Below are 25,397 nucleotides of genomic sequence, written 5' to 3'. Positions count from 1 at the left end.
ATGGTCTTTCCTATCTGTCGAGAATGGTCTTGCGGGCGCTGATCGTGCGGCCGCCTTCGGATGAAAAGAGATAGAGCTCGCTGGCGTCGAGCTTCAGCGCCACCTTCTGCTCGGCGGCAAAGGGCGCGACGTAACTCAGCTGCACCGTGATGTTGCCGGTGCCGCTTTCCGAAGCGATGGTCCGCATATTGCCGGCGTCGACATAGAGGATGGTCTCGCGGCCGAGATGCTCGACCAGCCGGACCTGGCCTTCGATCGCCCCACCCTGACTGGCATCGGCGACCATCGATATCGTCTCCGGACGAACGCCGAGGGTCAGGCTGGTGCCTTTCGACAGCGCCGTCGCCTGCGCCAGTTCCACTGTCACCGGCACGAGACCGGGCGCCGAAACCGTCACGTTGCGGCCGGACACGTCGTCGACGGTGACGCCGAGGAAATTCATCCGTGGCGCGCCGAGGAAGCCGGCGACGAAAAGATTGTCGGGATTGCGGTAAAGCTCCAATGGCGAGCCGACCTGCTCGATCACCCCCCGGTTGAGGACGACGATCCGGCTTGCCATGGTCATCGCCTCCACCTGGTCATGGGTGACATAGACCATGGTGGCGCCAAGCTCGGCATGCAGGCTGCTGAGCTCGACGCGCATCTGGGTTCTAAGCGCCGCATCGAGGTTCGACAGCGGCTCGTCGAACAGGAAGACCTCGGGCGAGCGGGTGATCGCCCGGCCGATCGCCACGCGCTGCCGCTGGCCGCCGGACAGCTGCTTCGGCCGCTTGTCGAGCTGATCGGTGATCCGGAGGATCTTGGCTGCGCGCGCCACGGCCGCCTCGATCTCGGCCTTCGGGCGCTTGGCCATGCGCAGGCCGAAGCCCATGTTCTCCGCCACTGTCATGTGCGGATAGAGCGCATAGGACTGGAAGACCATGGCGATGCCGCGATCGCCCGGTTCCTGCTTGCTGACATCGCGGCCGTTGATCAGGATCTGGCCGGAGGAAATCTCCTCCAGGCCGGCGATCGATTTCAAAAGCGTGGATTTGCCGCAGCCTGATGGACCGACCATGACGATGAACTCGCCTTGCGCGACCGAAAGGTCGATGCCGCGTAGCGCATGATAGGCGCCGTAATTCTTGTTGATCTGCCGAAGTTCGAGACTGGTCATGTCCTGGCCCTCTCTTGTTGAAACGAAAAATGCGGCACTCATCCCTTCACCGCCCCCATGGTCAGGCCGGCGATGAAATGCCGTTGCATCAGGAAGAACATCACCACCGGCGGCACGGCGACGACGATGGTGCCTGCGGAAATCAGGTTCCAGGCCGAGACCCATTCGCCGCGCAGATTGGCAAGGCCTGCCGTCACCGGCTTGACGCTATCGCTGACGGTCAGCACCACGGCCCAGAAATAGTCGTTCCAGATGAAGGTGAAGATCAGGATGGCGAGTGCGGCCAGCGCCGGCCGCACCAGCGGGATCGCCACATGGATGAGCGTCTGGAAGGGAGAGGCGCCTTCGGCGCGGGCCGCCTGGAACAGTTCATCGGGCAGTGCGGCGATGAAATTGCGCATGAACAGTGTCGCAAAACCGGTCTGGAAGGCGACATGGAAGATGATCAGCGCCGCCGTCGTATCGATCAGGTCGAGCCGCACCATCAGGTCGCGCACCGGGATCATCATGATCTGGTGCGGCAGGAAATTGCCGCCGACAAACAGCGCGAAGATCAGCATGTTGCCGCGAAAGCGGTAACGCGACAGCACGTAGCCGGCGAGCGTCGAGAGCGCCAGCACGCCGATCACCGAGGGAATGGTGATGATCAGGCTGTTGAGGAAATAACGGGCCATCGGCGTCTGGGTGAAGACCGCAGTGTAATTGTCGATCACGCCGATGCCGGTCGGCCATCCCCACAGATTGCCGCCCATGACATCCTCGGTCGAGCGGAACGAGGTGAGGATGATCGCAAACAGCGGGCAGAGCCAGAGCAGCAGCACGATGATGACGGTAAGCACATAGAGGCGGCGCTGCCAGACGGCGGCCTCGGGAATGGGACGAGGATACATCAGCCTCCCCTCTCTTCGGTACGGATGATGCGGGTGAGGTACCAGACGATGAACACGGCCATGATCACGAACAGCACCGAGGCGATCGCCGCGCCGTAACCGAAGCGGTAGGAGAAGATCGACTGCTCGAACATCTGGTAGGCGAGAACCGAGGAAGAGCCGAACGGCCCGCCTGATGTCATCACCGACACCATGTCGAAGGAGCGGAGCGCCCCGACCACCGTGACGGCGATGGCGATGAAGGTCACCTGGGTCAGTTGCGGCAGCACGATGTGCCACAGCATGTTCCAGCCCCTCGCCCCGTCGACGCGCCCCGCACCGATCAGCTCTTCACTGAGATTGTTGAGGCCGGCGAGATAAAGCACCATGCAGAAGGTGACCTGCGGCCAGAGGGCGGCGATGACGATGGCGAAGGTGACGAAGTGCTCATCAGAGAGCACCGCTGGCGCCGTCGCCCCGAACGCCTTGAAGATCAGCGCCAGCAGCCCGAATTCCGGCGTATAGACCCAGGTGAACACGACGCCGACGGTGACCGAGGCCAGCACCAGCGGAATGAAGAACAGCGACTTCAGAAAGCGCATGCCGCGGATTTTCTGGTTGACCAGGAGCGCGATGGCAAGCCCGATCGGCGGCGCGGCCATGAACATGACGAGCCAGATCAGATTGTTCTTAAGCGACACGTAGAATTGCGGATCGTTATAGAGCTCGACGTAATTGCCGAAGCCGATCCAGACCATCGGGCCGAACCCATCCCAGTCGTGCAGACTGATCCAGACGCTGCGGACGGCCGATAGCAGGATGACGGTAGAAAACAGCACGATCGCCGGCGCGATGAGCAAAGTCGGGGTAAGCCACCAACGCTGGCGGCGCCATAGCATTAACATCTCTGGAGCCTCAATTATGACAGGAGTTGGCCTATGCCTGCTCCGGAAGGTGTGGAGGACACCTCCACATTTTGGAGCGGCGGTGCGTATACCGCCGCCCCTCGGGAGCGGGCACAGGCCCACTCCCAGCGTCTCCGGGAGGAGAACTCTAAATCTTATAGATCCGCTTACGCGTCCCCTCGAGCCGCGTGAGGATCGCCTTGCGTCGGTCGGGCTTGGCCATGAACTCCTGGAAACCGACGAGGCCTGCCTGGGCCATATCGGGGTCGCTGTCGCGGTCGTAATATTGCGACGTGCCCTGCACCGTTTTCATGACCTCGACGGCGACATTGACCAGCGGGTCCTTGCTCGGCGGCAGGTCATGACGCGGCGGCACGTTGCCGCCCGGCTCCAGATAGGCAGCCAGGTTCTCGGGCTTGTAGAAATAGGCGAGGAATTCGCGCGCGCCCTGCTTGTTCTTGGCCTTGGCGGGAATGTGGATCGAATTGACCGAGAATTCCTCGAAGTGGCCGACCTTGGGGTCGAGCACCGGGAAGGTCGCATAGGCGAGCTGCGGCAGGTCCTCGGCAGTGAAGGCCGAGCGCAGGAAGGCGCCCAAATTCATCATGCCGGCCTTCTTCTGCGCCAGGAGCGCCGCCGCCTCCTGCCAGCCGAAGGAGGTATGGTTCGCCGTGAAGAACTCCTTGGAAATCATCGCTTCCCACTGGTCGAAAACTGGGGTCAGCGACGGGTCGAGATAGCTCATCTCGCCGTTCATCAGCGCCATGTGTTTGTCGAGTCCGTTGATGCGCAGGTTCATCTGGTCGAACCAGCCGGCCGCCGGCCACAATTCCTTGGTGCCCATCGCCACCGGTGTGATGCCGGCCGCCTTGCACTTTTCGCCATAGGCCATGAACTCTTCCGCCGTCGTCGGCACCGTCAGGCCATGCTCGGCAAACACATCCTTGCGGTAGAACATGCCCCAGAGCGTGCCGCCTGTGGGAAGGCCATATTGCTTGCCGTCTTCGGTGACGGCCCCTGCGGTCGCACCGAGCACGTCCTTGTACTTTTCCTTCTCGAAGAGATCGGAAATATCGTCGAACAGGCCGCGCTTGACGAAGGCGCGCATGCGGTTTCCCGAAAACCAGGAGCAGACGTCAGGGGCACCGGCCACCAGATAGTTGCGGATGGCCGTCTTGTGGGCCTCGTGGTCCATGTTGTTGATGACGACGTTGACCCCGGCTTCCTTGCTGAAGCCCGCGGCGATCGCCTTCAGCGCGTCGAGCGCAGCACCGTTGTTTTCGGCGGAGATCATCGTCACCTCCTGCGCCTGCGCGATCGCCGGGATCGGGAAGCTGCCGGTAACAGCCGCGGCGGAAACCAGGCCCGCGCCCTTCAGGAAGCGTCTGCGGGTGGTCGACGGAAATTGCTTCAAAAATGTCATTGAATTCCTCCCAGTTGATCGATCGATATCTCCCGACCGCCGCCTCCTCCATGAAACGACCGACCAGGCCTTCAACACATGCGATCGACCCGCAATTCCAGCGATAATCCGCTTGGCTGAGTTGATCCGCGGCCGAACTTATGCATAGATCTTTTCGGCCCGCAATAATTAATTTACAAAATTAAGGAATGCATCGTGAAGTTAAAAGGCGACCAGACCACGGCGAGAGCCATGAACCGACGCCTCATTCTTAACCTTCTCAGGCGCGAGGGGCCGAGAAGCCGCGCCGATATCGCCACCGTCATCGGCTTAAGTCCGGCCGCCGTCACCTTCGTCGTCACCGACCTTCTGGAGGAAGGCATCGTCATCGAGGGCAAGACCGTGCCCGGCCTCACGGGCCGCCGGCCGATCCCGGTGGATATCAACTACGAACACGCGCTTGCCGTCGGCTTCAAACTCATGGTGGATTCGGTCGAGTGCGTGGCAACCGACCTTGCCACCAACCCGGTCGCCGCCATGCGGGTCAGCCTTAACGGCCACGACCCTGATCAGGTCGCCGACCTCTTGGCGGCCACCGTGCCCGAACTGGTGAAGCTCGCCGGCCGGCCCGACGCCCGGCTCGCCGGCATCGGCATCTCCATGCCCGGTGTCATCAATCACGAGCAGACAGCCTGCGTGCGCAGCCACCGCTTCAGTTGGAACAACGTCCCCCTCGCCGCGCTGGTCGCGGCCCGCGTCCACGTGCCGGTCTGGCTGGAGGACGACACCAACGCCTATGCCATTGCCCAGCAGCTCTTCGGCCTCGGCCGCCAGCACCGCAACATGGCGGTGCTGGCCGTCGGCGTCGGCATCAGCTGTGCACTTGTCATCGACGGCAAGCTCTATCGCGGCGCCAATGGTGCTGCCGGCAAGTTCGGCCACACGCTTTTCGAGGAGAACGGCCGGCTCTGCGAATGCGGCAAGCGCGGCTGTCTGATGGCCTATCACTCCGAAATCTCGATGCTCCGGCGCTGGCGGGAGGCAATCGGCCGCGACGAACTCGGTCTTCCCGATCTCCGCAAGGCGCTCGCATCAGGCGACGCCACCGCCCTCGCCCTTGTCGGAGATTCCGGCCGCGGCATCGGCACTGCCCTTGCCAATCTCGTCAACATCACCGATCCCGAAGTCATCGTCGCCGGCGGCGAAGCCGTCTCCCTCGGCGACCCTTTCCTGACGCCGCTGCGCGAGGCGCTGGCCGCCCGCACCTTCAGGACCGCGCCGCCGCTGCTGCCCGACTGGGAGGACAATTCCTGGGCCCGGGGTGCGGCTGCGCTGGTGACCCAGAAGATCTTCGACTTCGAGTCATCGGGTGGTGTGACGGATATTGCGACGCTGGCTGGGGTTAGAGGCTCAACGTCGGCGGCTTGAGGTACGGGAATCGGCCGGATTGTCCTACCTTACAAGCCCCCCTCTGCCCTGCCGGGCATCTCCCACAGGTGGGGAGATCGCCTGGCGCAAGGGCTTCCCAAAACAACAAGCGTCACAGCATGCCGAACGGTAGACGGGCGGGAAGGTTTAGCCACTTGCCAATCTCCCCACCTGTGGGGGAGATGGCCGGCAGGCCAGAGGGGGGCTTGCACGGCAGGACAGAAGATAAAATCCCGCCACCCGAACAGCCCGGAGCCGCCGCTGCCTAGATACACTCGCTTACAAAAATGCCGATTTCCCGACACATCCCCGGTTCAATTATCGACTGAAATGCCCTTGCGGCCAACGAGCCGGAAAGGTCAATTTAGGAAGGATGACACGATGAAAATGATCCAGGCTATGGCGCTCGCCCTCGCTCTGGGCGCCGCCACGGCAGCGCATGCGGAACAGCCGCTGCAACGCACCGATCTGATCAAAAACGATATCGACGTGCCCGGCCATGAGGCCGTTCAGGTGCGCGTCGATTTCGCTCCCGGCGTTCTCGCGCCAAAGCATTCGCATCCTGGCGAAGAGATCGCCTTTGTTCTCGAGGGAACGCTGGAATATCAGCTCGAAGGCAGGCAGCGGGTGACGGTCAAGGCCGGCCAGTCCCTGTTCATTCCGTCGGGCGTGGTGCACTCGGCAAAGAACGTCGGCAACGGCGAGGCTTCGGAGCTGGCGACCTACATCGTGCGCAAGGGCGAGGCGCTGGTCGTGCCCGCCAAGTAGGCCGCATCAGAATTGGGGCGGGCGCGGGAAGTGCTTGCGAAGTGGACTTTCAGCCCGCCCGCCCCGTCGTTTCGGTTTAAGCCTATTGCTGCTGCTGCCCCGGCGGCGGCGTGCCGATCTTTTCCAGCACTTTCTTGGCCAGAGCCGGGTCGCTCTGCGCGGCCGTCAGGATCGAGGAGTATTCCTCGACGGAGATGCCGTTCGAGGCTTCGACGGTGTCGACCATCTGCTTCTTGGCTTCTGCCTGCAGCTTCTGCTTGCCAGCCTCGTCCTTCGTCGCGCCGATCTTGGCCGAATATTCCTGCCGGACCTTGTCGACCTGCAGATAGGCAACGGCAAAGGCCTCGATTTTCTGATCGCTGACGGCGGCGGGCGCACCGTTGCCGCCGGGTTGTCCCTGCATCGGCGCCTGACCCTGTGCCGGCGGCTGCGCTTGTGCCGACGGCTGCTGTTGTGCCTGGGCCATCTCAGCAGCGGAGGCCGGGCTGAAAGCAAGCAGGCTGAAGACCGCAGCGGTCATCGTTGCGACGGGTGTGTAACGAGTGATCATATTCGTTCCTTTTTCACGTGCATGATTTGTCGGCAGCAAGACCGCCTCGGTCGATCGCTCAGCCGCTCAAGGGCTGGCGAGGTCGCGACGATGGAACCTCTAAGAGGGCACGGTGCGGCGGTAACGGGGCCATTTGCTGACGATTGAGCGGCGGCTTTGTGACCGCCGACGTATAGACCGGTGCGGGAATTTCCGTGCCGGCTACCAGCCTGGAGGGAATGCCGACAATGAAGACCGCCATCATATTCGACTGTGAATTTCTCTGCCTCGAAGGCTCGCAACGCAGATTTTGGTGCGCGGCCCACGATCCCGACCCCGTCGTTGCAATGATCGGCGCCGTCAAGTTCGGCCTCGAGGGAGAGTATCCGATCCTGGATACATACAAGTCTTATGTCAGGCCCATCGACCGCCTCGGCAAAAGATATCCGCTCGATCCTTACTTCACCGATCTGACGAGCATTTCCGGAGAAGACATCGATGCTCATGGCGTGGCATTGCAGGATGCGCTTTCCGGTGTCGACAGCTTCTCGGACGGCGCCCGGTTTTGGTCGTGGGGCAAGGATGAGCTGAACATGATGGCCATCAGTTGCTATATTGCAGGCATTCCACCTTCCATCCCCGCCCATCGGTTCGACAACGCCGTCAAGCTTCTCATCGCTGCGGGCATGCCGATCGAGGACTTGGCAAAGACGCCTAGCAACAAACTGGCCGACTATTTCGGCGTCGACCATCCTCCGCTACGGGCGCATGACGGGCTCGACGATGCTCTGTCGATGTCATACACGCTGCAACATCTGATGAGGATCGGGCAATTGCAGCCCGAAGCCTTCGATCAAACCTGACTGAGACCGCTTCGGGACTCTCCCCTAGCGCGCAAACCTGCGTGCACCCACGACGCACAGGATGACGGCGACCGTCACGGCGAGCATCGCCCAGGTCACGGGTTCGTGCAGCAGGGTGGCGGCGAGCGCCAAGCCGAAGAAAGGCTGGAGCAGCTGCAGCTGGCCGACGGCGGCGATGCCGCCTTGCGACAGGCCGCGGTACCAGAAGATGAAGCCGATCAGCATCGAAAACAGCGAGACATAGGCAAGGCCGACGAGCGCCGGCGTTTCGATGCCGGCAAAACTCGCCGGCCGATGGAACAGCGCAACCGCGACCATGACCGGCAGCGACAGCACCAGCGCCCAGGAAATCACCTGCCATCCGCCGAACGTGCGCGAAAGCCGGCCGCCTTCGGCATAACCGAGGCCGCAGACGATGATCGCCGCCAGCATCAAAAGATCGCCGACCGGCGACGCGGTCAGACCCTGCATCAATGCGAAACCCGCCACCAGCGCGCTACCGAGAATGGAGAACAGCCAGAATGCCGGCTTCGGGCGTTCGCCGCCGCGGATCACGCCGAAGACCGCCGTCGAGAGCGGCAGCAGCCCGATGAAGACGATGGAATGCGCTGACGTGACGTGCTGCAGCGCCAGCGCCGTCAGCAGGGGAAAACCGACCACGACGCCGAGCGCGACGATGGCAAGCGAGAGGATGTCGCGCCGGCTCGGCCGCTTCTCTCTGAAAGCGATCAGCAGGCCAAGCGCCAGAACGCCAGCGATCGCCGCACGCGCCACGGTCAAGAAGACCGGATCGAACTGCATCACCGCCACACGGGTGGCCGGCAGCGATCCGCTGAAGATCACCACCCCGATAAAGCCATTGATCCATCCCGACGTCATGCGGTCCATCTCGCGCTCCATGATGCGCTGCACTCCTTTTTGCTTTCACGCTTATCGGCCAATACGGATAGTCATGACAGTGACAATCTGATACGGTTTCGCGAAACTGTTATGGTGCGGAAGCAGTACAGATGGACGAAGCACGCACGCGCGTGGAGATGGTCGTCGCGACGATCCGGCAGCGCATCGCGGGGCGCAGCCTCACACCCGGTGCAAGGCTGCCTTCGGTCCGGGGGTTGGCAGCGACATTGAAGCTGTCGACCTCGACCGTCGTCGACGCCTATGAGCGCCTCGTCGCCGAAGGCGCGATCCTGGCAAGGCCGGGCTCGGGTTTTTACGTCGCCAACCAGGCAGCCCCCTTTGCGCTTGCCGAGGCCGGGCCGAAGCTCGACCGCGCCGTCGATCCCTTCTGGATATCCCGGCAATCGCTGGAGGCCGATGAAACCGCCTTGAAGCCCGGCTGCGGCTGGCTGCCGCCCTCCTGGCTGCCGGGGGAAGGCATGCGCCGCGGGCTCAGAACCCTTGCCCGCGCCGATGGACCGGCGCTCGCCGATTACGGCTCGCCGCTCGGCTTGCCGCAGCTGCGACAGCTGATTTGCCGCCGCATGGGCGAACGAGGGATCGAAGCCTCCCCCGACCAGATCATGCTGGCCGACTCCGGCACCCAGGCAATCGATCTGCTCTGCCGTTTCCTGCTCGAGCCCGGCGACACGGTGCTGGTCGACGACCCCTGCTATTTCAATTTCCACGCGCTTCTGCGCGCCCACCGGGCAAAGATTGTCGGCGTGCCCTACACGCCGTCCGGTCCCGATATCGAGCGATTTGCCCAAGTCGTCGCCGAGAAGCAGCCGCGGCTCTACATCACCAACTCCGGCATCCACAATCCCACCGGCGCAACGCTTTCCCCGGTGACGGCCCATCGGCTTCTGAAACTCGCCGATCAATTCGACCTCACTATCATCGAGGACGATATCTTTGCCGATTTCGAGCATGCGCCGGCCCCCCGCCTTGCCGCTTTCGACGGCCTCGAACGGGTCGTCCACATTGGCAGCTTTTCGAAGACCCTGTCGGCCTCGGCCCGCTGCGGTTTCGTCGCCGCAAAACCGGAATGGATCGACGGCCTGACCGACCTCAAGATCGCCACCTCCTTCGGCGGCGGCCGGTTGACGGCGGAGCTGGTGCTGAACGTCTTGAGCGACGGCAGCTATCGCAAACACGTGGAGACGCTGAGACAGCGGCTCTCCCGGGCAATGAGCGAAGTCTCGACCAGGCTGAAGGGCCTGGGGATAGTGCCCTGGCTGGAGCCGCAGGCCGGCATGTTCCTCTGGTGCCGCCTGCCCGATGGCGTCGATGCCGCTGATGTGGCGCGGGCCGCATTGGAAAAGAGAATCGTTTTGGCTCCCGGAAATGCCTTCAGCCTGTCGCAATCGGCGACGAATTTCATGCGGTTCAATGTGTCGCAGACCCTAGATGCGAAAGTGTTCGAGATGCTGGGGGATGTGTTGGGGAGGTAAGGAGTGTGAGGCGGGGACTGGGCCGAGATGCTGCGGGCAGCAGCGTGCGGCATCCGTGGTCATCTCGCACCCACCTCTCCTCCGTCATTCCTGTGCTTGTCACAGGAATCCAGTGCGCCCAAGTCCTTGGGCGCGGAAGACTTTCTTGAAGGCTGCATGGAGTCATTCACGGCGCAGACGCGCCGTGGCTGGATTCCTGTGACAAGCACAGGAATGACGGGGAGAGGTTAGGCGCCAGTTGATGCCGGGCCAGGGGCCGCACGGCACACTCTTCATCATCGCCCAAACCACTCCTCAAAACGACCGATTGACCGCCTTGTCATTTTCCAGCCGCGTCACGCAACCTTCAAGCTTGGCGAGCAGCAGGTCGAAGTCGAGCGGCTTTGTCAGATAGTCCGCCGCTCCGCCGCGCAGACCGGCAAGCGTGTTTTCCCGGTCGGTCAGCGCCGTCAGCAGGATGAAGGGGATGTTGGAGAGCTCGGGGTGATTGATCTGAATTTCCGCCAGAAGCTGGTGTCCGTCCATGACCGGCATCGAAATATCGCTGATGACGATATCGGGCCATTTCGACAGGATCATTTCCAGCCCTTCGGCGCCGTTCGAGGCCTCGAGCGTCTTGTACCCGGCTTCGCTCAGTTCCTCGACGAGGAGGTTCCGGATCTCGACTTCATCTTCTATGCACAGGACTGTAACCATAAGCTTTTCCCTAAGCTGCGACGTGCTGATCCGACAATAGAAACTCTATTGGCAGAAGAATGATAAATGTTGTGCCCTTGCCGAGCTCGCTCGTCACCTCAACGGTACCGCCATGCAATTCGACGACCTGCTTGACGACGTTCAGGCCGATGCCGGTTCCGGCAATGCCCGTAGCACTGCGAGCGCGATAATAGGGTTGGAACAGCTTCGGCAGATCATCCGAATCCATGCCGATGCCGCTGTCGGCAATAGCGATCTCTACCGTCTTTTCCTCAACCCGGGCACGAACATAAATGTTCGGCGCGTTGGGCGAATATTTGACGGCGTTCGAAATCAAGTTGGTGAAGACCTGTTCCATCGCGCTGCGGTCGAACGTCAACAGATCGGGCATCGACTCGACATCGAGATGGAGCACATGCGAGCGGCTGAGGTGGCGCTGTCTGTCGCAGCAGGCGACGAGCAGCGCTTTCAGATCGCCTTCGCTCCGCTTCAGTGTGATCTGTCCGGTTTCGAGCCGGCCGCTGGCGAGGATGCTCTCCATCAGATCGACCATGCGCACCACCGCGCTGCGGATCACGCCCGCCTTTTCGTGAACGTAACCGCCACTGACATTGGTGGTCGAGCGGCAGAGCCGCTGGGCGGCGGCATCGATGATCGCGAGTGGCGTGCGAAACTCGTGCGACGCCATGGCAACGAACTGGCGCTGGAGCGCATTGACCTGGCGTTCGTGCACCAGCAGCCGGTCCAGTTCCTCTCTCTGCCTTTCGATCTCTGCCGTTCGATCGGCCACCATTTCTTCCAGATGGTAGCGGTGATGGGTGATCTCAGCCTGGCTGTCCAGCAAGGTCAGCGACGTGCGATGAAGACCGCGCCCGAGCCAGAACACGACAGCGATCAGCAGCGCCAGGCAGCCAAGCCCAGCCGGTGCGATCTGTTGAAGCAGCATGAATCCGGGCAGGATAGGAGACCATACGAGATAACCGATCGTGCCGCCGTCTCGTGACGAGACCGGCACCTCAGCGCGCCCGTCCTCACTTTTCGACGCGAAATGCAATCCTTCGAGGCGCGCATAATGGGCGATGCTTTCGGCGGCTTTTTCATCGATGAACTTGACCGAGACGGCGATGAACTCCTGGCCCGCTTCGACCTGCATCCTGGCCGAGCTCGGCAGAATGGGACGCGCGCTGGCGATTGCCGGCCGGCTGCCGATCATGATCGTACGAACCGTCGCCAGTTGACCAAGCGGTTTGGTGCCGGGCTTTGCAGCCTGCTCGGCAAGAACCGCGCGCATCTCCCCGGCGAGTGCTGTCATTTCTTGGCCGTCGTCGCTGCCGAGCCGTGGCGGCATGGCATCCGCGCCGTCGCGGAACGCAAACATCAGGCGATTGGTATCGTCGAAGATATAAGTCCTGTCGTGCCCGAAATACTGGCTCGTCCACCGGCCGATATTGTCGAGCAGCCATTCATGGTTCCGCTGCTTGGCATAAAGGAAGGCATCGTCCCATTTGGCAATGCTTTCCTGTTCTCGGGGAAGCGCCGCGATCTGCTCTTCCAGTCCTTGGTCGACAAAGTCGGCCTGCCGGCGCAGCGAGAGATCATCGACCTTCACGGCGGCGAGCCAGGCAAATCCGCACAGCAACACAGCCGCCGCGCAGGTGAGTGTCACCAAGACGAATGTAATGTGGGATGTTAGCCTGACCTTCAATATCTGCAACCTTTTGATGGCGCCTGCTGCCGAGAAATTGACACGCAAAGGTTGACGGACCGTGAATTATACGCTCCCCTAAAGTCCGCGGCATGCCGCCGAATGCATTCGCGATCGTCGAAGGAGAAGCGCATGGACGCCGCCGCGCCGGATACGTCAGACGTCAGGATCGAACCGATCTCTGCTGCCCAAATCGACAGCTTTCATCGCACGCTCGATGTGGTCGCGCGGGAGAAAAAATACCTGTCCATGCTGGAAGCGACGCCGCTACCGGAAACGCGCGCCTTCGTGATGGGCATGATTGCAAAAGCCAATCCGCAATTCGTTGCTATCGCTCAAGACGAGGTCGTCGGCTGGTGCGACATCAACCGGCATTTCTTCCCGTCGCACGCCCATCGCGGAAAGCTTGGCATGGGGATTCTTCCGGCCTATCGCGGCCAGGGTCTCGGACGAAAGCTCATCGAGACGACATTAAGGGCCGCGCAGGAGGTCGGGTTTATCAGGGTCGAACTCGATGTTTACCAAGACAATCTCCGGGCGATCGCACTCTATGAAAAACTAGGGTTCGTGCGCGAGGGCATAATTCGGCGCGCCGCGCGTATCGACGGCCGGTTCATCGATGCGATCGGCATGGCGCTTTTGTTCGATGAGGATCCAGCGGTATAAGTCGGCGTATCGTCGTACTGAGATTGCGAGCCTCGGAGAGGAAATCACCGCCAAGGGCATCGTGACGCCGGCCGATCTCATCGATGCGGACAAGTTGCGGATTTTGAGCAGGCCGTTGATATCGGCGCCCCGCTCAAGTGATCATCGCGCTTCTCGGAAAACGGTTACGCCGGTAGGTTTCTTTCGCCCGCCCCCTGCCCCTATCGGGCGAAAGCCTCGAACGGGTTCTCGTGGGTCAGGCGCATCAGGGTCCCGTCGTCCACGCCCCGCCGTTTTAGCTCGGGCAGCAGGACCGTGGAAAGATGGGTGTACGGCTTGGGTGTCCCGCCCATCGGCAGCGCCGGATCGAACCAGCCCCGGTCATGGCTCAACAACAGGCGGTCGCCGCAGCCCGCCTCCAGCGCCTTCATCACCAGTTCCGCCACCTCCTTGTCCCCGGCCCTGCCGACATGGTCATACTCGATCCAAGCGCCGCGCTCGGCGACGGCGACGTTGTAGGCGAAGTCCTTTTCTTCCTGCGTATGGATCGAGATGAACCTGTCGGCCCTGTAGCCCTCCGCCTCGATGACATCGAGCTGATCCATGACGACCCGTCCTCTGATCGTATGACTGCCGATGACGGCGTCTGTCTGCGCTGCCGCGCGCGCGGCTGCCCGCAGGATTTTCGTCTCGAGCGCCGTCATGCCGTCATCGCCGGCGCTGAGCTTGATCCAGCCCGCCTGGAACCCAGTCTCGCCGATCTGCTCCGTCAGCTCGCGAAGCATCCACGCCTCAAGCTCCTTCTCGGAAGCATAGCGGACCCATTCGGGGATCCACGGCTCGCGGTAATTGCCGGTGGGAACCACAATCGGAAAATCCGTAGCAAGCGACACGGCAAGATCGATATCCGCACGACGTCCGACGCCGCCCGTCGAGCATTCGACGAGTGCCGTCACCCCGAGCTTCTTGATCCGCTCGATTTCCGGGGCCATCAGCCGAACGACGGCGTCGGTCTCTGCTTCGGCATAACCGGGCTGGTCGGGTGTCCTGAGGTCAACGAAGACGTGCTCATGCGGGAGGATCATCCCCAGTTGAGATTTGCTCCTAGGCCCGAGCGTTGTGTGCAGATGCTTCAAAGTCTTTCCCGCGGTCATAACGGCTTCGGGCAAAGCCCTCGCCCGAAACCGCGAAGGTAGATCGTTAAGTGACGAAATCAATCGCCCACTCGATCGAAATTCTGCAAGTGCGCTCGTGTCAATTTCCGGCTTCGCACTGATTGCTGGTGAGCAAACGGCCGCCGGGGAGAGGATATGCCGCATCGGCGTCTTCGGCGCCGCGTCAACGACGTCTCGTCCCGTCCTTGCCTTTGCGTCCCCGCAAATCGATCTATTGGATCGATCGCTCCCACTTCGCGCGACCGGGCCCTACCACGGTGGCGCGTGGCTCTCACCCCGGCCGGCGCACCGTGCGAACCTTGCCGCTGCCGCCACCGCCGCAGAAAAAGCAGTCGCCGCCATCGGATTCGAGGCCGGAGACACCGACGCCTTCGGGCATGTCGAGACGTTCCAGCACCTCCCCCGTTTCGGGGTCGATGCGCCGGACGTCGCTGTCGTCGCCCTCCCAGGTGCCGTGCCAGAGCTGGCCGTCGACCCAGGTAACGCCTGTCACGACTCGGTTGGATTCGATGGTGCGCAGGATCTTGCCCGTCTCCGGGTCGATCTGATGGATTCTGCGGCCTCGGTGCTGGCCGACCCAGAGCGTGCCTTCGGCCCAGGCAAGCCCGGAATCGCCGCCATTGCCGGGCGCCGGGATGGTGGAGAGGATGCGGCCGGTCTTCGGGTCGATCTTGTGAATGACATCCTCGGCGATCTGATAGAGAAACTCGCCATCGAAGGCCGTTCCGGCATGGGACGCGACCTCGATCGAGCGCACCACCTCGCCGCTTGCGGGATCGAGCGCGTTCAGGCGGTCGCCCGAGGCAAACCAGACATGCGCGCCGTCGAAGGTGACGCCATTGACGCGCTCGGCGCCGGGAAACGGTCCATATTCACGCAGGATATTCGCAGCTGATTTTTTCATCTCTTTTCCCTATAACTCAAGCTTTCCTGTAACTCGGGCCTTCCTGTAACTCGGGCTTCCCTAAAACTCGGCTTGCTTATAACTCGGGCGATCCTAATCGCTCGGCAGCGGCCCGGGGAGTAACAAGATCGTCGGGAAACCCGATAGCGGCGGGCTCATCCAGCGCCGTGCCCGCCCGCGCCCCAGTGATTGCACCTTGCCTTCCCCAGCCAGGGAATCCAGCGCCCGCTGCACGGTGCGGGGGCTCGCTCCGAGCGCGATCGCCAAGGCCGAGCTCGACCAAGCCTCGCCGTCGGCCAGAAAGGCGAGCACCGCCCCATGAGACCCTTCGACGAGGGGGGCCAGCACGGCAATCTCCCGGGCGCCGGGCAGCGAAAGCACAAAGCCGCGCTTCGTCGCCGAAACCTCCGCCAGTCCGCGCAGCTCGGCGCGCAGCCGGCCGATCTCGACCCTCAGCCGGGCGCGATGCGATTCATCGGCGTGTTTGCCACGGAAGGCACGGGCGATGAGCGTACCCCGTGCCACATCCGCCGGCCAGGCTTCGGCAAGTGCGCGGGCGAGCGCAAACAGCACGGGCCGCGTCGCCAGCGAGACCGCCGTCCCAGCGTTCCACACCACATGGCGGCAGGCATCGACGACGAGCATGCCGGAGGAAAGCAGCTCTTCCACCGCAGCAAGCAGCAGCGGACGTTCTTGCCCGCGCGACAGCAGCCGCGCCGCCGGAGTATCGAGCACCAGGGCGGCGGCTTCGACCTCCGCCGTCAAAGCCGGGATATCGGCCGCGCGCGCTGCAAGCCTTGCCCGGTCAAGCGCCGAACGCGCCGCCCTCGTCTGCAAGCGGCGGACGGCAATGCCAGCCGCCACCAGCTCGTGGGCAGCCCGCAGAGCCGGCGGCAGCGGCGTCGGATCGAGTGCTGCGAGCGAGCGCTCGGCCTCGTCGAGGCCGCCGATCAGCACCAGCCTGCGAATGGCCACATTGCCTGCATGGGCGGCATTGACCCTGTCGCCGTGCGCATCCAGCACCTTGCGCGCCGCTTCCAGCGCCTTCGGCGGCCAGGTGAGATCGCGCGAGACGAGCGCGATCTCGGCCTCGGCGACCACGCAGCGCGCTCGCGCCACTGCCTCCCGTGGGCCGAAGGCGCGCGCCGCACTCTTCAACAGCGCCTTGGCGCGAACGAGATCGCCAAGCTGTGCCATCGCGATGCCGCGCAGCGCCAGTGCCGGCGCATCGTCGCGCAACGCCACCCGCTTCAGCGCGCCGAGTGCATCGCCCGATGCCAGCGCCCGCGCCGCGGCTGTGATCAGCGAGTCCATTCAAATCCCGTCACACTTGTCACTCCCGTTATTCCCCTGCCCGGCCGTAATCTGCGTGAGACCGGCTGGCAACCCTGCGCCGGATGCTACGACGATAGACAGGCAAAGGAGAAGACCCAATGACGATACAGCTCGGAACACGGCAGGAGTGGCTGGAAGCGCGGCTCGATCTGCTCGAAGAGGAAAAGGTGCTGACGCGGCAGAGCGACGCGCTGGCGATGAAGCGCCAGCAATTGCCGCGTGTCAGGATCGACAACGAATACCGCTTCGACACCGAGGCGGGCAACGTTTCGCTGAAGGACCTCTTCGGCGGCCGCTCGCAGCTCCTCGTCTATCACTTCATGTTCGGGCCGGATTACACCGCCGGATGCCCGTCCTGCTCCTCGATCGCCGACGGATTCAACGGCTTCTTCGTTCATCTCGAAAACCACGACGTCGCCTTCACGGCGATCTCGCGGGCGCCGATCGCAAAGCTTCAGGCATTCAAGCAGCGCATGGGCTGGAGCTTTCCCTGGGCCTCCTCCTTCGGCAGCGACTTCAACGGCGATTTCAGCGTCTGGTTCACCCCCGAGCAGCAGCGCCAGGGCGACATAGAATATAATTACCGCCGCGAGCAGCCCGCCCCCGAACCACTCGCCTTCGAACCATTGGCCGGCAAGACCGTGCAGGAATGGCAGTTGCGCGGCAGCGAGGGACCGGTGGCGCAGATCGCCGCCATGACCGAAACCGATGTCGCCACCTACACCCGCGACCGGCCGGGCGTCAGCGCCTTCGAGCTTGCCGATGGCGCCGTCTACCACAGCTATTCCAGCTATTCCCGCGGGCTCGACGGGCTCTGGGGCATGTACCAATGGCTCGACCGCGCTCCCAAGGGACGCAACGAAACCGGCGTCTGGTGGCGCCACCACGACCGATATGGCAAGGAGTGACTCCAATGCCGCTTCCCCTCCACACCTCGAGAAGGGGCGGCGAATACGCCGCCTCGGGCGCCAGCATGGCTGCCCCGGGCGGCAACGCCGCCCTCAACGCCGCCGAATGGCTCTCGCTGGCCGCCGCTGCAGACGGGTCCGTCGGTAAACCGGGCAAATCCACCTGGAGCACCCTCGCCGCCGCTGATTGGCTGTCGCTCGCCGCCGCCCCGACATTTGCGCTCATGGCGCTGCTGACGGCCACGGCTAGCAGCGCCGACATGATCTGCACGACCACGCCGGATTTCCTGCCGATCGGCGGAATGGTGCCGATGTACCTGCTGATGAGCGGCTTCCATTTGGCGCCCTGGCTGCGGCTTGCTGCCGGCAGGCGAGGTATAGGCCGCCAGTGATGGTGCCAACGCCATCAATCTTTCCTCCGGGGTGGCGTTCTCGCCAATTTTTTTGCTGACGGGTCATAGCGAGGCGATAGATTCCTCGCTACGCACTGCTCCCGCTCAGCCGTCTGCGGCTTTACACCTTTATCGACGCGGCTAAGTTCATGCCTTCACCTCGATGAAGTCAATCGGCCCGCCGGCAACGTCATCATCAAACACCGCACAGGAAAGCTTGCCGCCGAAGACGCAGCCGCTGTCGATATTGGTGCGGTTTCCCGTCGTCACCGGATTGGATAGCGACGGTGTATGGCCGTGGACCAAATGCTTGCCCCAATACTCTTCAGACCGGCCGGGAGGAAACCGGATCCATAGAAGATCGTGCTCGCTCTGCTGCTCCAGTGGAAATGCGGGATCGACACCGGCGTGGACGAAGATGCGGTGCCGATCGAAATGCATGAGCGGACGACCGGCCGCCCATCGCAGATGCTGGGGAAAAACTCTGCCGCCAAACGAAATCTCGGTTTCAAATCCGCCATTGCCAAGCCATACGGCTCTGTTATCTCTATCGGCATAGGCAGCGACCATCATGTCCTCATGATTGCCCTTCAGGCAGATCCAGCGCCACGGGTCGGACGGACCGGCAATGAGCCGCTCGAGGACACGTCTGCTGTCAGGCCCGCGATCGATATAGTCGCCAAGGAAAACCACAGTCCCCTTGGAAGCGTATGCCTCGATGCGATCGATCATGCTGTCGAGCGGATCGATGCAGCCGTGAATATCGCCTATGGCAAACGTATAGCGCATGTTTCAAGCCTCTCGGCGGCAATATGACGGCCCGCGGCCAAGGACCAGAAGGCGCGCAAGGGCGTGGCACCGAGGCTCACGCCACTTCGCCGTCCGCCGCATCATAACAAACGCAAGACCCGCTGCCATCGTGAAAACCGACTCCGTCTCCGGCATTTACCGCGATTGGTTCTCCTTCCGCTTGAGGAGATCGGCCGGCGCGGCAAGGTGGTGGCGCAACGGATAGGGCTCAGAGTAAAATCCGGTCGCGGGCCTCACGCGCGGCCCGCGACCGGAATGCGTTGATATGATCTCAAGGATGAAGCGGGCCACTACCTCCTTCGACGAGCTAAGCTGTTTGCTCTCTCCGATCTCATCTTGAGGTGCCCCGTGAGGGCCTCGAAGGACGAGAACTGATCGGTGTGCCTCAGGACGGCAGAGAGTTTGCGGCAACCGGCGTTTGGCGGCCCTCCCGCCGAAAGACCGGTTCCGACAACACCCATGCGCCCCACCCGACCAGTTCCGATTGTCTTCCGGGCCGGAACTGTGCGATGACCGATCGACCCCTACACAACGGTTCAAGGTGCCGCATCGGCATGAAGAAGATCGGTTTCCTCTCGTTCGGGCACTGGACGCCCTCGCCGCAATCGCAGACGCGCTCGGCCGGCGATGCGCTGCTCCAGTCGATCGACCTTGCCGTCGCGGCCGAGGAGCTCGGTGCCGACGGGGCGTATTTTCGGGTGCATCATTTCGCCCGCCAGCTGGCCGCACCCTTCCCGCTACTATCAGCCGTCGGCGCAAAAACCAGCCGGATCGAGATCGGCACCGCGGTCATCGACATGCGCTACGAGAACCCGCTTTATATGGCCGAGGATGCCAGTGCCGCCGACCTCATCGCCGGCGGCCGGCTGCAGCTTGGCATCAGCCGCGGCTCACCCGAGCAGGTGATCGATGGCTGGCGCCATTTCGGCTATGCCCCGCCCGAAGGCCAGAGCGAGGCTGACATGGCCCGCCATCACGCCGAAGTATTCCTCGAAGTGTTGCGCGGCGAAGGTTTTGCCAAGCCCAACCCGCGGCCGATGTTTCCGAATCCGCCAGGCCTCCTGCGCCTCGAGCCGCATTCGGAGGGGCTGCGCGAGCGGATCTGGTGGGGCGCAAGCTCCAACGCTACCGCCGTCTGGGCGGCCAAGCTCGGCATGAACCTGCAGAGCTCGACGCTGAAGGACGACGAAACGGGAGAGCCGTTCCACGTCCAGCAGGCCGACCAGATCCGCGCCTACCGCGAGGCCTGGAAGGCAGCCGGCCACACGCGCCAGCCGCGCGTCTCGGTCAGCCGCAGCATCTTCGCACTCGTCGACGACCGCGATCGCGCCTATTTCGGCTACGGCAATGACGAGGACGACAAGATCGGTTTCCTCGACGAGAAGACCCGGGCGATCTTCGGCCGAAGCTATGCCGCCGAACCCGATGCCCTGGTTAAGCAGCTCGCCGAGGATCAGGCGATCGCCGAGGCCGACACACTGCTGCTCACCGTCCCCAACCAGCTCGGCGTTGCCTACAACGCCCATGTCATCGAGGCGATCCTGACTCACGTCGCCCCGGCGCTTGGCTGGCGCTGACGCTCCGACCAATGCTGCCGGGCGCTCACACCCGCCTATATCTAGCGCGGAATTCGCGAGGACTGCAGCCCTCGCGCTTGTGGAAGACCCGTGAAAAATAAAATGGGTCGTCCAGGCCGACCATGGCGGCCACCGTTTCGATCTTTTGGTCGGTGGTTGCCAACAACTGTTTGGCATGGTCCATGCGCACCCGAAGCTGGAATGCTTTGGGAGGCAGTCCGGTTTCAAGCGTGAACCGCCTGCGCAGCGTCGCCAGCGACATGCCGTGCTCGGCGGCGAAGGCAGCGAGATCGAGCGGTTGCATCGCCCGCTGCCGTAGCGTTTCGACGATATCGGCCATATCAGGCCTTCCCTGGTGTCGATTGGCCCCTCCGCTCGCCTGTCTGGCGGCTGCGATGACGATGTGATGCAGCATCAATGCCGCCGACGCCTGCCCAAGGTTGGTATCGTCAAGCAGATCGGCATGAAGCTTGCCGAAGAGCCGCGTCAGCTCATCGAGATGATGCAAGGCGACGACGGGGTGCCGCTCGGCAATCATCCTCAGCCTGACGAAGTCTCGCGTGAAGGATCCCTCGAAAAGCGCCCAACGCTCGTCCCAGCCGCCTTCGTCGGGAGCGTAAGAATGCGTGCGGTTGGGAAACAGCCAGAACAGAGCAGGCCCGGTCAGCCTCAGCCGGCCGCTGGCTGCGGTTTCCAGCCAGCCTGGCCCGCGCTCCACCAGCACGACGGCGAAACTCGGAAGTTTGCGGTCGCTCACCGCATGGCGGGCGTGCTGCCTGCCGCTTCCGATGACCGCCAGGCCGCCGGCCGCGCCGAGCGGCGTTCTATAGATGGCCTCGGCGTCTCTCATGATGAGCGAAAAGTCCAGCTGCCAATTTTCTCTATGTCGATTATCCCTGTAGATCAGCTAATTGGTGGCAAATCAACTTAAGCTGAGGAAGGCTGAAATGTCGATTGCCGCCAGAGCCGCGCAGACCCGAACGCCGGATTTTCCCCTTACCGCCCACGGCAAGACCTTGGCTGCGGAGCGGATGGGCTGGCTCACGCCGACCGATCCGGCCATCGGCGTCGACGCCATCCGCCGCCGCTACCAGGACGATGGCTATGTCTGGCTGAAAGGTCTTCTGCCGCGGGCCGATATCATCGACTTCCGTGGCTGGGTCCTCGAACGCCTCGCTGCGACAGGACTGGTCGAGCCCGGCAGCGATTTTACGCTGGGGCTCGCATCGGCCACCGGCTGCGACTGGAGCCTGGCGGACCGGCGCCTGATGTCGCTCGTCCGCTCCGCCGCCTATGAAGGCTTCTGCACGCAACCGCCGCTCATCCGCTTCATGGATGATTTCCTGCAGGGCATTTCCTATCTGCACAAGCGCAAGATCATGCGTTTCACCCAGCCGGGATCGGCGACGGCCACACCCGCTCACTACGATCTCGTCTACCTCCGCGGCGGCACCCGCCGCCTGGTGACGGCCTGGATCCCGATCGGCGACATTCCCACCGAGATGGGCGGCCTGGTCTACCTCGAAGGCTCGCATGCGCTTGGCGTCAAGATGGAGGCCGAGTTCCAGGCCGCAAGCGGCGATCTTTCTCCGCAAGAGCGGATCAGTGCCTATAACAGCCACATGACGGAAGGCGGCTGGGTGTCGAAGGATCTCCCTGATATGGCGGAGCGCTTCGACACCCGCTGGCTCGCTGCCGATTATGAGGCTGGTGACGTTGTGCTCCACTCGCCCTATATGATCCACGCCTCGACCACCAACCAGGACAGCAGCCGACGGCTGCGCCTCTCCACCGACATCAGATATCAAAATGTCGACGACGAGATCGACGCCCGATGGAACAACCATTGGAGTCTCGGCGATATGCTGTAGCCAGGCTTCCCGCGTCCCAATCGGCCGAACTCCGCCGCGGGCTTAACCCCAGCGTCAGCTCCATCTCGAAATATCGGACCGAACGCACACCGACATAGAAGCGGAGCGTCGGGACCTTACAGCCGCGATGGACGTTGATGGTCCGAGCCTTGAATCGGTCGCTGACTGACCGACTTATGGCTGTAGCGAACCGCTCGAGTTGCCTGATGCCGCGTACGAACCTGAACGATATCCTGATCTTCATGGCCGTCGTCGATGCCGGAAGCTTTATCGCCGGCGGCGAGGCCTTGGGCCTGTCCCGTTCGGCGGCGGGAAAGGCCGTCATCCGCCTGGAGGACCGGCTCGGCGCACGTCTGCTTAACCGCACGACGAGAACATTGAACCTGACCGACGAAGGGCGAGTGTTTTACGACCGTGGCTTGCAAATCCTCGCATCGGTAGACGAGGCAGAAGCGAGCGTGGCAGGCAAGAGCGGTACGCCGCGCGGCGTTCTCAGGCTCACCGTGCCTGATGCCTTCGGACGGCGCGTCGTGCTGCCCCTGTTGGAAGAATATCTTCGGGCCTGGCCCGACATCCAGGTGGAGATGAGCCAAACCGATCGTCTTGCCGACATCGTCGAGGAAGGCTTCGATCTGGCGATCCGGATCGGCGCGACGGCATCGGACTCCCGGCTGGTCTCGCGCGTGATCGCCACCTACAGGACGCGGCTCTGCGCCTCGTCGTCCTATCTTGCCGAACGCGGCGAGCCGCGCGATATCGACGATCTCGCAGCCCATGACTGCCTGATTTTCGCCAGCCGCAATCAAAGACAAGGCTGGCGTTTTCGCGGCAAAGGCGGCTCGTGGATCAAGGCGCGGGGGCGCAGCCGCCTGAGGCTCGACAGCGCAGAGGCGGTCCGCGACGCCGCCTTGGCGGGGCTGGGTATCGCTCTCCTGCCCGATTTCCTCGTCGCCGACGATCTCGCCGCTGGCCGTCTCCGGCACGTCCTCCCCGACCTCGAAACCGATGACGCCAAGATCGTCATGCTCTATCCCGACAAGCACCTGCTGGAACCGCGCATCCATCGTTTTGTCGATCTGATGGTCGAGGCGTTGGGGCACGAGAGACCGCGCTCATCGCCTTGATACGGAAGCACCGGCATCGGTAATAGCCTTGTCGAAGCCACGGAAACTTTTCAGCGCAAGGGGAAAGAGAGTTGCGGCGAGATAGGCAAGCCCGGTGAGCAATAGTGCCGCGGCAAGGCCAATCGTGCTGATCAGCGCGCCGCCGACGAGGCCGCCGAAGGGAATGAGCGCAAAACAGAGGGCGGCATTCATCGCGGTCACGCGGCCGATCAGCGGCTTGGGGATGCGCTCGAAAACCACCGCCGACAGGATCGGGTTGAGGAATCCCGAGGCAAATCCGGCGATTGCCAAGGTGACGAAGATGAGGATGAGCGGCGCATCCAGCGCAAGGATGAAAAAGCGCGGAAATCCGGTCAAGAGGAACGCCACGGTATAGACCATCAGGCGCGGCATCCGTTCGCCGATCGCCGCCGCAATCGCCGCGCCGGCGATCGAAGCGCCGGTGAAGGCCGCAAACATCGCCCCCAGCAGTTCCGGACCATGGCCGGAATCGCGTGTCCAGACAGGCAGCAGCACCGCATGATAGGCTTGGTCCAGCAGATTGGTGATCGCCACCATGGCGACAATGCTGACGAGCACCGCATCGCCACGCAAAAAGCGCCAGCCTTCGCGGAGATCGTCGAGATAGGAAGCCCTTTCGGCCGGTCGGACGTCGGGTGCGCCGGATAGCTCGGGCGCGCGCCGCATCCCGGGGATGCCGACTGCGACGATCAGAGCGGCGGCGGCAAAGGTGGCGGCATTGACGAGGAGCGCCTGGCCCGGGCCGATCAGCCCGATCAACGCGCCCGCGCCGGCCGCCCCCGCCGTCGAGGCCAGCCGCTCGATCGCATTGGCGACGCCGGTCACCCGTTCGAGCGGCACATTCGCGAGCGCGGCGATGTCGGGAACCATTGCCTGCTTGGCGGCGTCGGAAGGCCCACGCAGCACGCCCATGGCAAAGACCACGGGCAGAAGCACCGGCATGCCGAGCAGGCCGAAAAAATCGAGCAGCGGCACCAGTCCCACCGCGGCCACCGAAGCGGTATCGCAGACGATGGCGATGCGCTTGGCGCCGACGCGGTCGATCAGCGGCCCGCCGAGCGCCTTGGCGACGACATAGGGCAGCATCTCCATCATCGCCGTCAGCCCGGTCAGGACAGGGCTACCCGTCGTGCTCAGCACCAGCCAGGGAATAGCAATGGTCGATAGCCGCGTGCCGGAAAGCGAAAGCGCCTCGGCTGCGGCAAGCGCTAGGAAAGGCCCGCCCCTTCTCACGGTTCGCCATCCTTTTCGCGATGCGGAAGCCGGCCCGGATAGGGAAAGGCATGCAGCATGATGGAGAAGGGAACCATATCCCCGGGTGCCGGCTCACCCAAGGGCGGAGCTACCCGCATCGCTTCGAGGATGATGTCGGTCAGCTGCTTGGTCAGCGCCTCGGCCTGTTTTGCCGTCATCGGGATGATCATGTCGTTGGCAGCACTCGCCTTGCGCCATTCCCCCGGCAGTTCGGCATATTCCTCCAGCGCCTGCTGCATCTGGCCGACCTGCAAGGAGAGGACCGCCTGGTTGAAGGCGTGATCGAGATCCAGCGCTTCACCCTCGGCCTCGCTTGCCGGCACCGAGGTGAGCTCGTGACTGGCCCGCCACCAGCGGTCGCGCCGTGAAACATGCGGCGCTTCCTCGATGAAGCCGTATTGGGCAAGCTGGCGCAGATGATAACTGGTCGCACCGCTGTTCAATCCCAGTTGCACCGCCAGCTGCGTCGCCGTGGCGGGTCCATCGACCCTGAGCATGCCGAGCATGCGCAACCGGACGGGATGCGCCAGCGCCTTCAACGCGACGGGATCAGGTACGACCCGGCTGACGGTGCGCGGCGGCTTTGAATGGGCGACGGTCTGGCGATGGGGATCCTTCATGCCAGAAGCTTACCATTGCAAAGATATCTTTGCAAAATTTTCTTTGC

General features: G+C 63.0%; 25 protein-coding genes. 10 read left to right on the top strand and 15 right to left on the bottom strand.

The features are described from left to right. Nucleotides 1–10: 10 nt before the first annotated feature. The 4 genes from HJB89_RS12525 to HJB89_RS12510 all read right to left on the bottom strand — a co-directional run bounded on the left by HJB89_RS12525 (nt 11) and on the right by HJB89_RS12510 (nt 4,353). Complete coding sequence (locus HJB89_RS12525; RefSeq protein WP_221116742.1) at nt 11–1,156, bottom strand: ABC transporter ATP-binding protein; 1,146 nt, start codon at nt 1,154–1,156, stop codon at nt 11–13. A 38-nt stretch (nt 1,157–1,194) separates the two neighbouring features. Then, entirely contained in the window at nt 1,195–2,046 is an 852-nt protein-coding gene (locus HJB89_RS12520) for a carbohydrate ABC transporter permease (protein ID WP_207580974.1), read from the bottom strand. Beyond that, a complete protein-coding gene (locus tag HJB89_RS12515; protein WP_207580975.1) occupies nt 2,046–2,930 on the bottom strand; it encodes a carbohydrate ABC transporter permease in 885 nt (294 codons plus the stop codon). The genes HJB89_RS12520 and HJB89_RS12515 overlap by 1 nt, the downstream gene beginning before the upstream one ends. 148 nt (nt 2,931–3,078) lie before the next feature. After that, a complete protein-coding gene (locus tag HJB89_RS12510; RefSeq protein ID WP_207580976.1) occupies nt 3,079–4,353 on the bottom strand; it encodes an ABC transporter substrate-binding protein in 1,275 nt (424 codons plus the stop codon). A 195-nt stretch (nt 4,354–4,548) separates the two neighbouring features. Here HJB89_RS12510 and HJB89_RS12505 point away from each other — a divergent pair, with 195 nt between their 5' ends. Together HJB89_RS12505 and HJB89_RS12500 are read left to right on the top strand one after the other, a co-directional pair. Then, entirely contained in the window at nt 4,549–5,760 is a 1,212-nt protein-coding gene (locus HJB89_RS12505) for an ROK family protein (protein WP_207580977.1), read from the top strand. Between the two features lie 381 nt (nt 5,761–6,141). Then, nucleotides 6,142–6,528, top strand: coding sequence for a cupin domain-containing protein (locus HJB89_RS12500; protein WP_221149948.1), 387 nt, complete (start codon nt 6,142–6,144; stop codon nt 6,526–6,528). A gap of 82 nt (nt 6,529–6,610) precedes the next feature. Here HJB89_RS12500 and HJB89_RS12495 read toward each other — a convergent pair whose 3' ends face one another. Further along, nucleotides 6,611–7,078 carry a DUF4168 domain-containing protein gene (locus HJB89_RS12495; RefSeq protein WP_207580979.1) on the bottom strand — a complete coding sequence of 156 codons (468 nt, stop codon included), beginning with the start codon at nt 7,076–7,078 and terminating at the stop codon, nt 6,611–6,613. A 227-nt stretch (nt 7,079–7,305) separates the two neighbouring features. Here HJB89_RS12495 and HJB89_RS12490 point away from each other — a divergent pair, with 227 nt between their 5' ends. Further along, nucleotides 7,306–7,920 carry a 3'-5' exonuclease gene (locus tag HJB89_RS12490; RefSeq protein WP_221149947.1) on the top strand — a complete coding sequence of 205 codons (615 nt, stop codon included), beginning with the start codon at nt 7,306–7,308 and terminating at the stop codon, nt 7,918–7,920. 24 nt (nt 7,921–7,944) lie between these two features. On the opposite strand, the gene HJB89_RS12485 is transcribed toward HJB89_RS12490, so the two are convergent. Further along, entirely contained in the window at nt 7,945–8,808 is an 864-nt protein-coding gene (locus tag HJB89_RS12485; protein WP_207584337.1) for a DMT family transporter, read from the bottom strand. Nucleotides 8,809–8,930: 122 nt separating this feature from the next. Between HJB89_RS12485 and HJB89_RS12480 the strand changes: the two genes are divergently transcribed. Continuing rightward, nucleotides 8,931–10,313: a PLP-dependent aminotransferase family protein gene (locus HJB89_RS12480; RefSeq protein ID WP_221149946.1), complete on the top strand. Its 1,383-nt coding sequence runs from the start codon at nt 8,931–8,933 to the stop codon at nt 10,311–10,313. A gap of 294 nt (nt 10,314–10,607) precedes the next feature. Here HJB89_RS12480 and HJB89_RS12475 read toward each other — a convergent pair whose 3' ends face one another. Next, complete coding sequence (locus HJB89_RS12475) at nt 10,608–11,009, bottom strand: PleD family two-component system response regulator (RefSeq protein ID WP_164011395.1); 402 nt, start codon at nt 11,007–11,009, stop codon at nt 10,608–10,610. Between the two features lie 10 nt (nt 11,010–11,019). Next, the gene (locus HJB89_RS12470; protein WP_207580982.1) at nt 11,020–12,762 is read right to left on the bottom strand and encodes an ATP-binding protein; all 1,743 of its coding nucleotides are present in this window, start codon (nt 12,760–12,762) and stop codon (nt 11,020–11,022) included. Nucleotides 12,763–12,846: 84 nt separating this feature from the next. Here HJB89_RS12470 and HJB89_RS12465 point away from each other — a divergent pair, with 84 nt between their 5' ends. After that, entirely contained in the window at nt 12,847–13,380 is a 534-nt protein-coding gene (locus HJB89_RS12465) for a GNAT family N-acetyltransferase (protein WP_207580983.1), read from the top strand. A 200-nt stretch (nt 13,381–13,580) separates the two neighbouring features. Here the strand turns inward: HJB89_RS12465 and HJB89_RS12460 are convergent, their stop codons facing one another. From HJB89_RS12460 to HJB89_RS12450, 3 genes are all read right to left on the bottom strand, one after another. Beyond that, on the bottom strand, nt 13,581–14,495 hold the full coding sequence (locus HJB89_RS12460) for a phosphotriesterase (RefSeq protein WP_207584338.1): 915 nt from the start codon (nt 14,493–14,495) through the stop codon (nt 13,581–13,583). A 310-nt stretch (nt 14,496–14,805) separates the two neighbouring features. Continuing rightward, entirely contained in the window at nt 14,806–15,438 is a 633-nt protein-coding gene (locus HJB89_RS12455; RefSeq protein ID WP_207580984.1) for a PQQ-binding-like beta-propeller repeat protein, read from the bottom strand. A gap of 93 nt (nt 15,439–15,531) precedes the next feature. Beyond that, nucleotides 15,532–16,752: a helix-turn-helix domain-containing protein gene (locus HJB89_RS12450; RefSeq protein WP_207580985.1), complete on the bottom strand. Its 1,221-nt coding sequence runs from the start codon at nt 16,750–16,752 to the stop codon at nt 15,532–15,534. Nucleotides 16,753–16,871: 119 nt separating this feature from the next. Here HJB89_RS12450 and HJB89_RS12445 point away from each other — a divergent pair, with 119 nt between their 5' ends. Further along, nucleotides 16,872–17,681, top strand: a complete 810-nt coding sequence (locus tag HJB89_RS12445; protein WP_207580986.1) for a thioredoxin family protein — start codon at nt 16,872–16,874, stop codon at nt 17,679–17,681. A gap of 5 nt (nt 17,682–17,686) precedes the next feature. Then, complete coding sequence (locus HJB89_RS12440; protein ID WP_409201824.1) at nt 17,687–18,073, top strand: hypothetical protein; 387 nt, start codon at nt 17,687–17,689, stop codon at nt 18,071–18,073. Between the two features lie 147 nt (nt 18,074–18,220). Here HJB89_RS12440 and HJB89_RS12435 read toward each other — a convergent pair whose 3' ends face one another. After that, the gene (locus tag HJB89_RS12435) at nt 18,221–18,862 is read right to left on the bottom strand and encodes a metallophosphoesterase family protein (protein ID WP_221149945.1); all 642 of its coding nucleotides are present in this window, start codon (nt 18,860–18,862) and stop codon (nt 18,221–18,223) included. Between the two features lie 575 nt (nt 18,863–19,437). Here HJB89_RS12435 and HJB89_RS12430 point away from each other — a divergent pair. Next, nucleotides 19,438–20,460: an LLM class flavin-dependent oxidoreductase gene (locus HJB89_RS12430; protein WP_207584339.1), complete on the top strand. Its 1,023-nt coding sequence runs from the start codon at nt 19,438–19,440 to the stop codon at nt 20,458–20,460. Nucleotides 20,461–20,485: 25 nt separating this feature from the next. On the opposite strand, the gene HJB89_RS12425 is transcribed toward HJB89_RS12430, so the two are convergent. Beyond that, nucleotides 20,486–21,310 (bottom strand): AraC family transcriptional regulator, encoded by an 825-nt coding sequence (locus HJB89_RS12425; RefSeq protein ID WP_221116736.1) that lies wholly within the window; start codon nt 21,308–21,310, stop codon nt 20,486–20,488. Nucleotides 21,311–21,407: 97 nt separating this feature from the next. On the opposite strand from HJB89_RS12425, the gene HJB89_RS12420 reads away from it, so the two are divergent. Continuing rightward, the gene (locus HJB89_RS12420; RefSeq protein ID WP_221149944.1) at nt 21,408–22,331 is read left to right on the top strand and encodes a phytanoyl-CoA dioxygenase family protein; all 924 of its coding nucleotides are present in this window, start codon (nt 21,408–21,410) and stop codon (nt 22,329–22,331) included. 206 nt (nt 22,332–22,537) lie between these two features. Then, the gene (locus HJB89_RS12415; protein ID WP_207580991.1) at nt 22,538–23,455 is read left to right on the top strand and encodes a LysR family transcriptional regulator; all 918 of its coding nucleotides are present in this window, start codon (nt 22,538–22,540) and stop codon (nt 23,453–23,455) included. Here HJB89_RS12415 and HJB89_RS12410 read toward each other — a convergent pair. Both HJB89_RS12410 and HJB89_RS12405 read right to left on the bottom strand, forming a co-directional pair. Beyond that, complete coding sequence (locus tag HJB89_RS12410) at nt 23,444–24,709, bottom strand: MFS transporter (RefSeq protein ID WP_207580992.1); 1,266 nt, start codon at nt 24,707–24,709, stop codon at nt 23,444–23,446. The two genes, HJB89_RS12415 and HJB89_RS12410, sit on opposite strands and share 12 nt — an antisense overlap. Then, nucleotides 24,706–25,350 (bottom strand): helix-turn-helix transcriptional regulator, encoded by a 645-nt coding sequence (locus tag HJB89_RS12405; RefSeq protein ID WP_207580993.1) that lies wholly within the window; start codon nt 25,348–25,350, stop codon nt 24,706–24,708. Before HJB89_RS12405 ends, HJB89_RS12410 begins: the two co-directional genes overlap by 4 nt. Nucleotides 25,351–25,397: the final 47 nt, after the last annotated feature.

The organism is Rhizobium sp. NZLR8, from assembly GCF_019685025.1.
Classification (GTDB): Bacteria; Pseudomonadota; Alphaproteobacteria; order Rhizobiales; family Rhizobiaceae; genus Rhizobium.
Note: the sequence above shows the minus strand (reverse complement) of the source record. Positions and strands in the feature narration are given on the sequence as shown.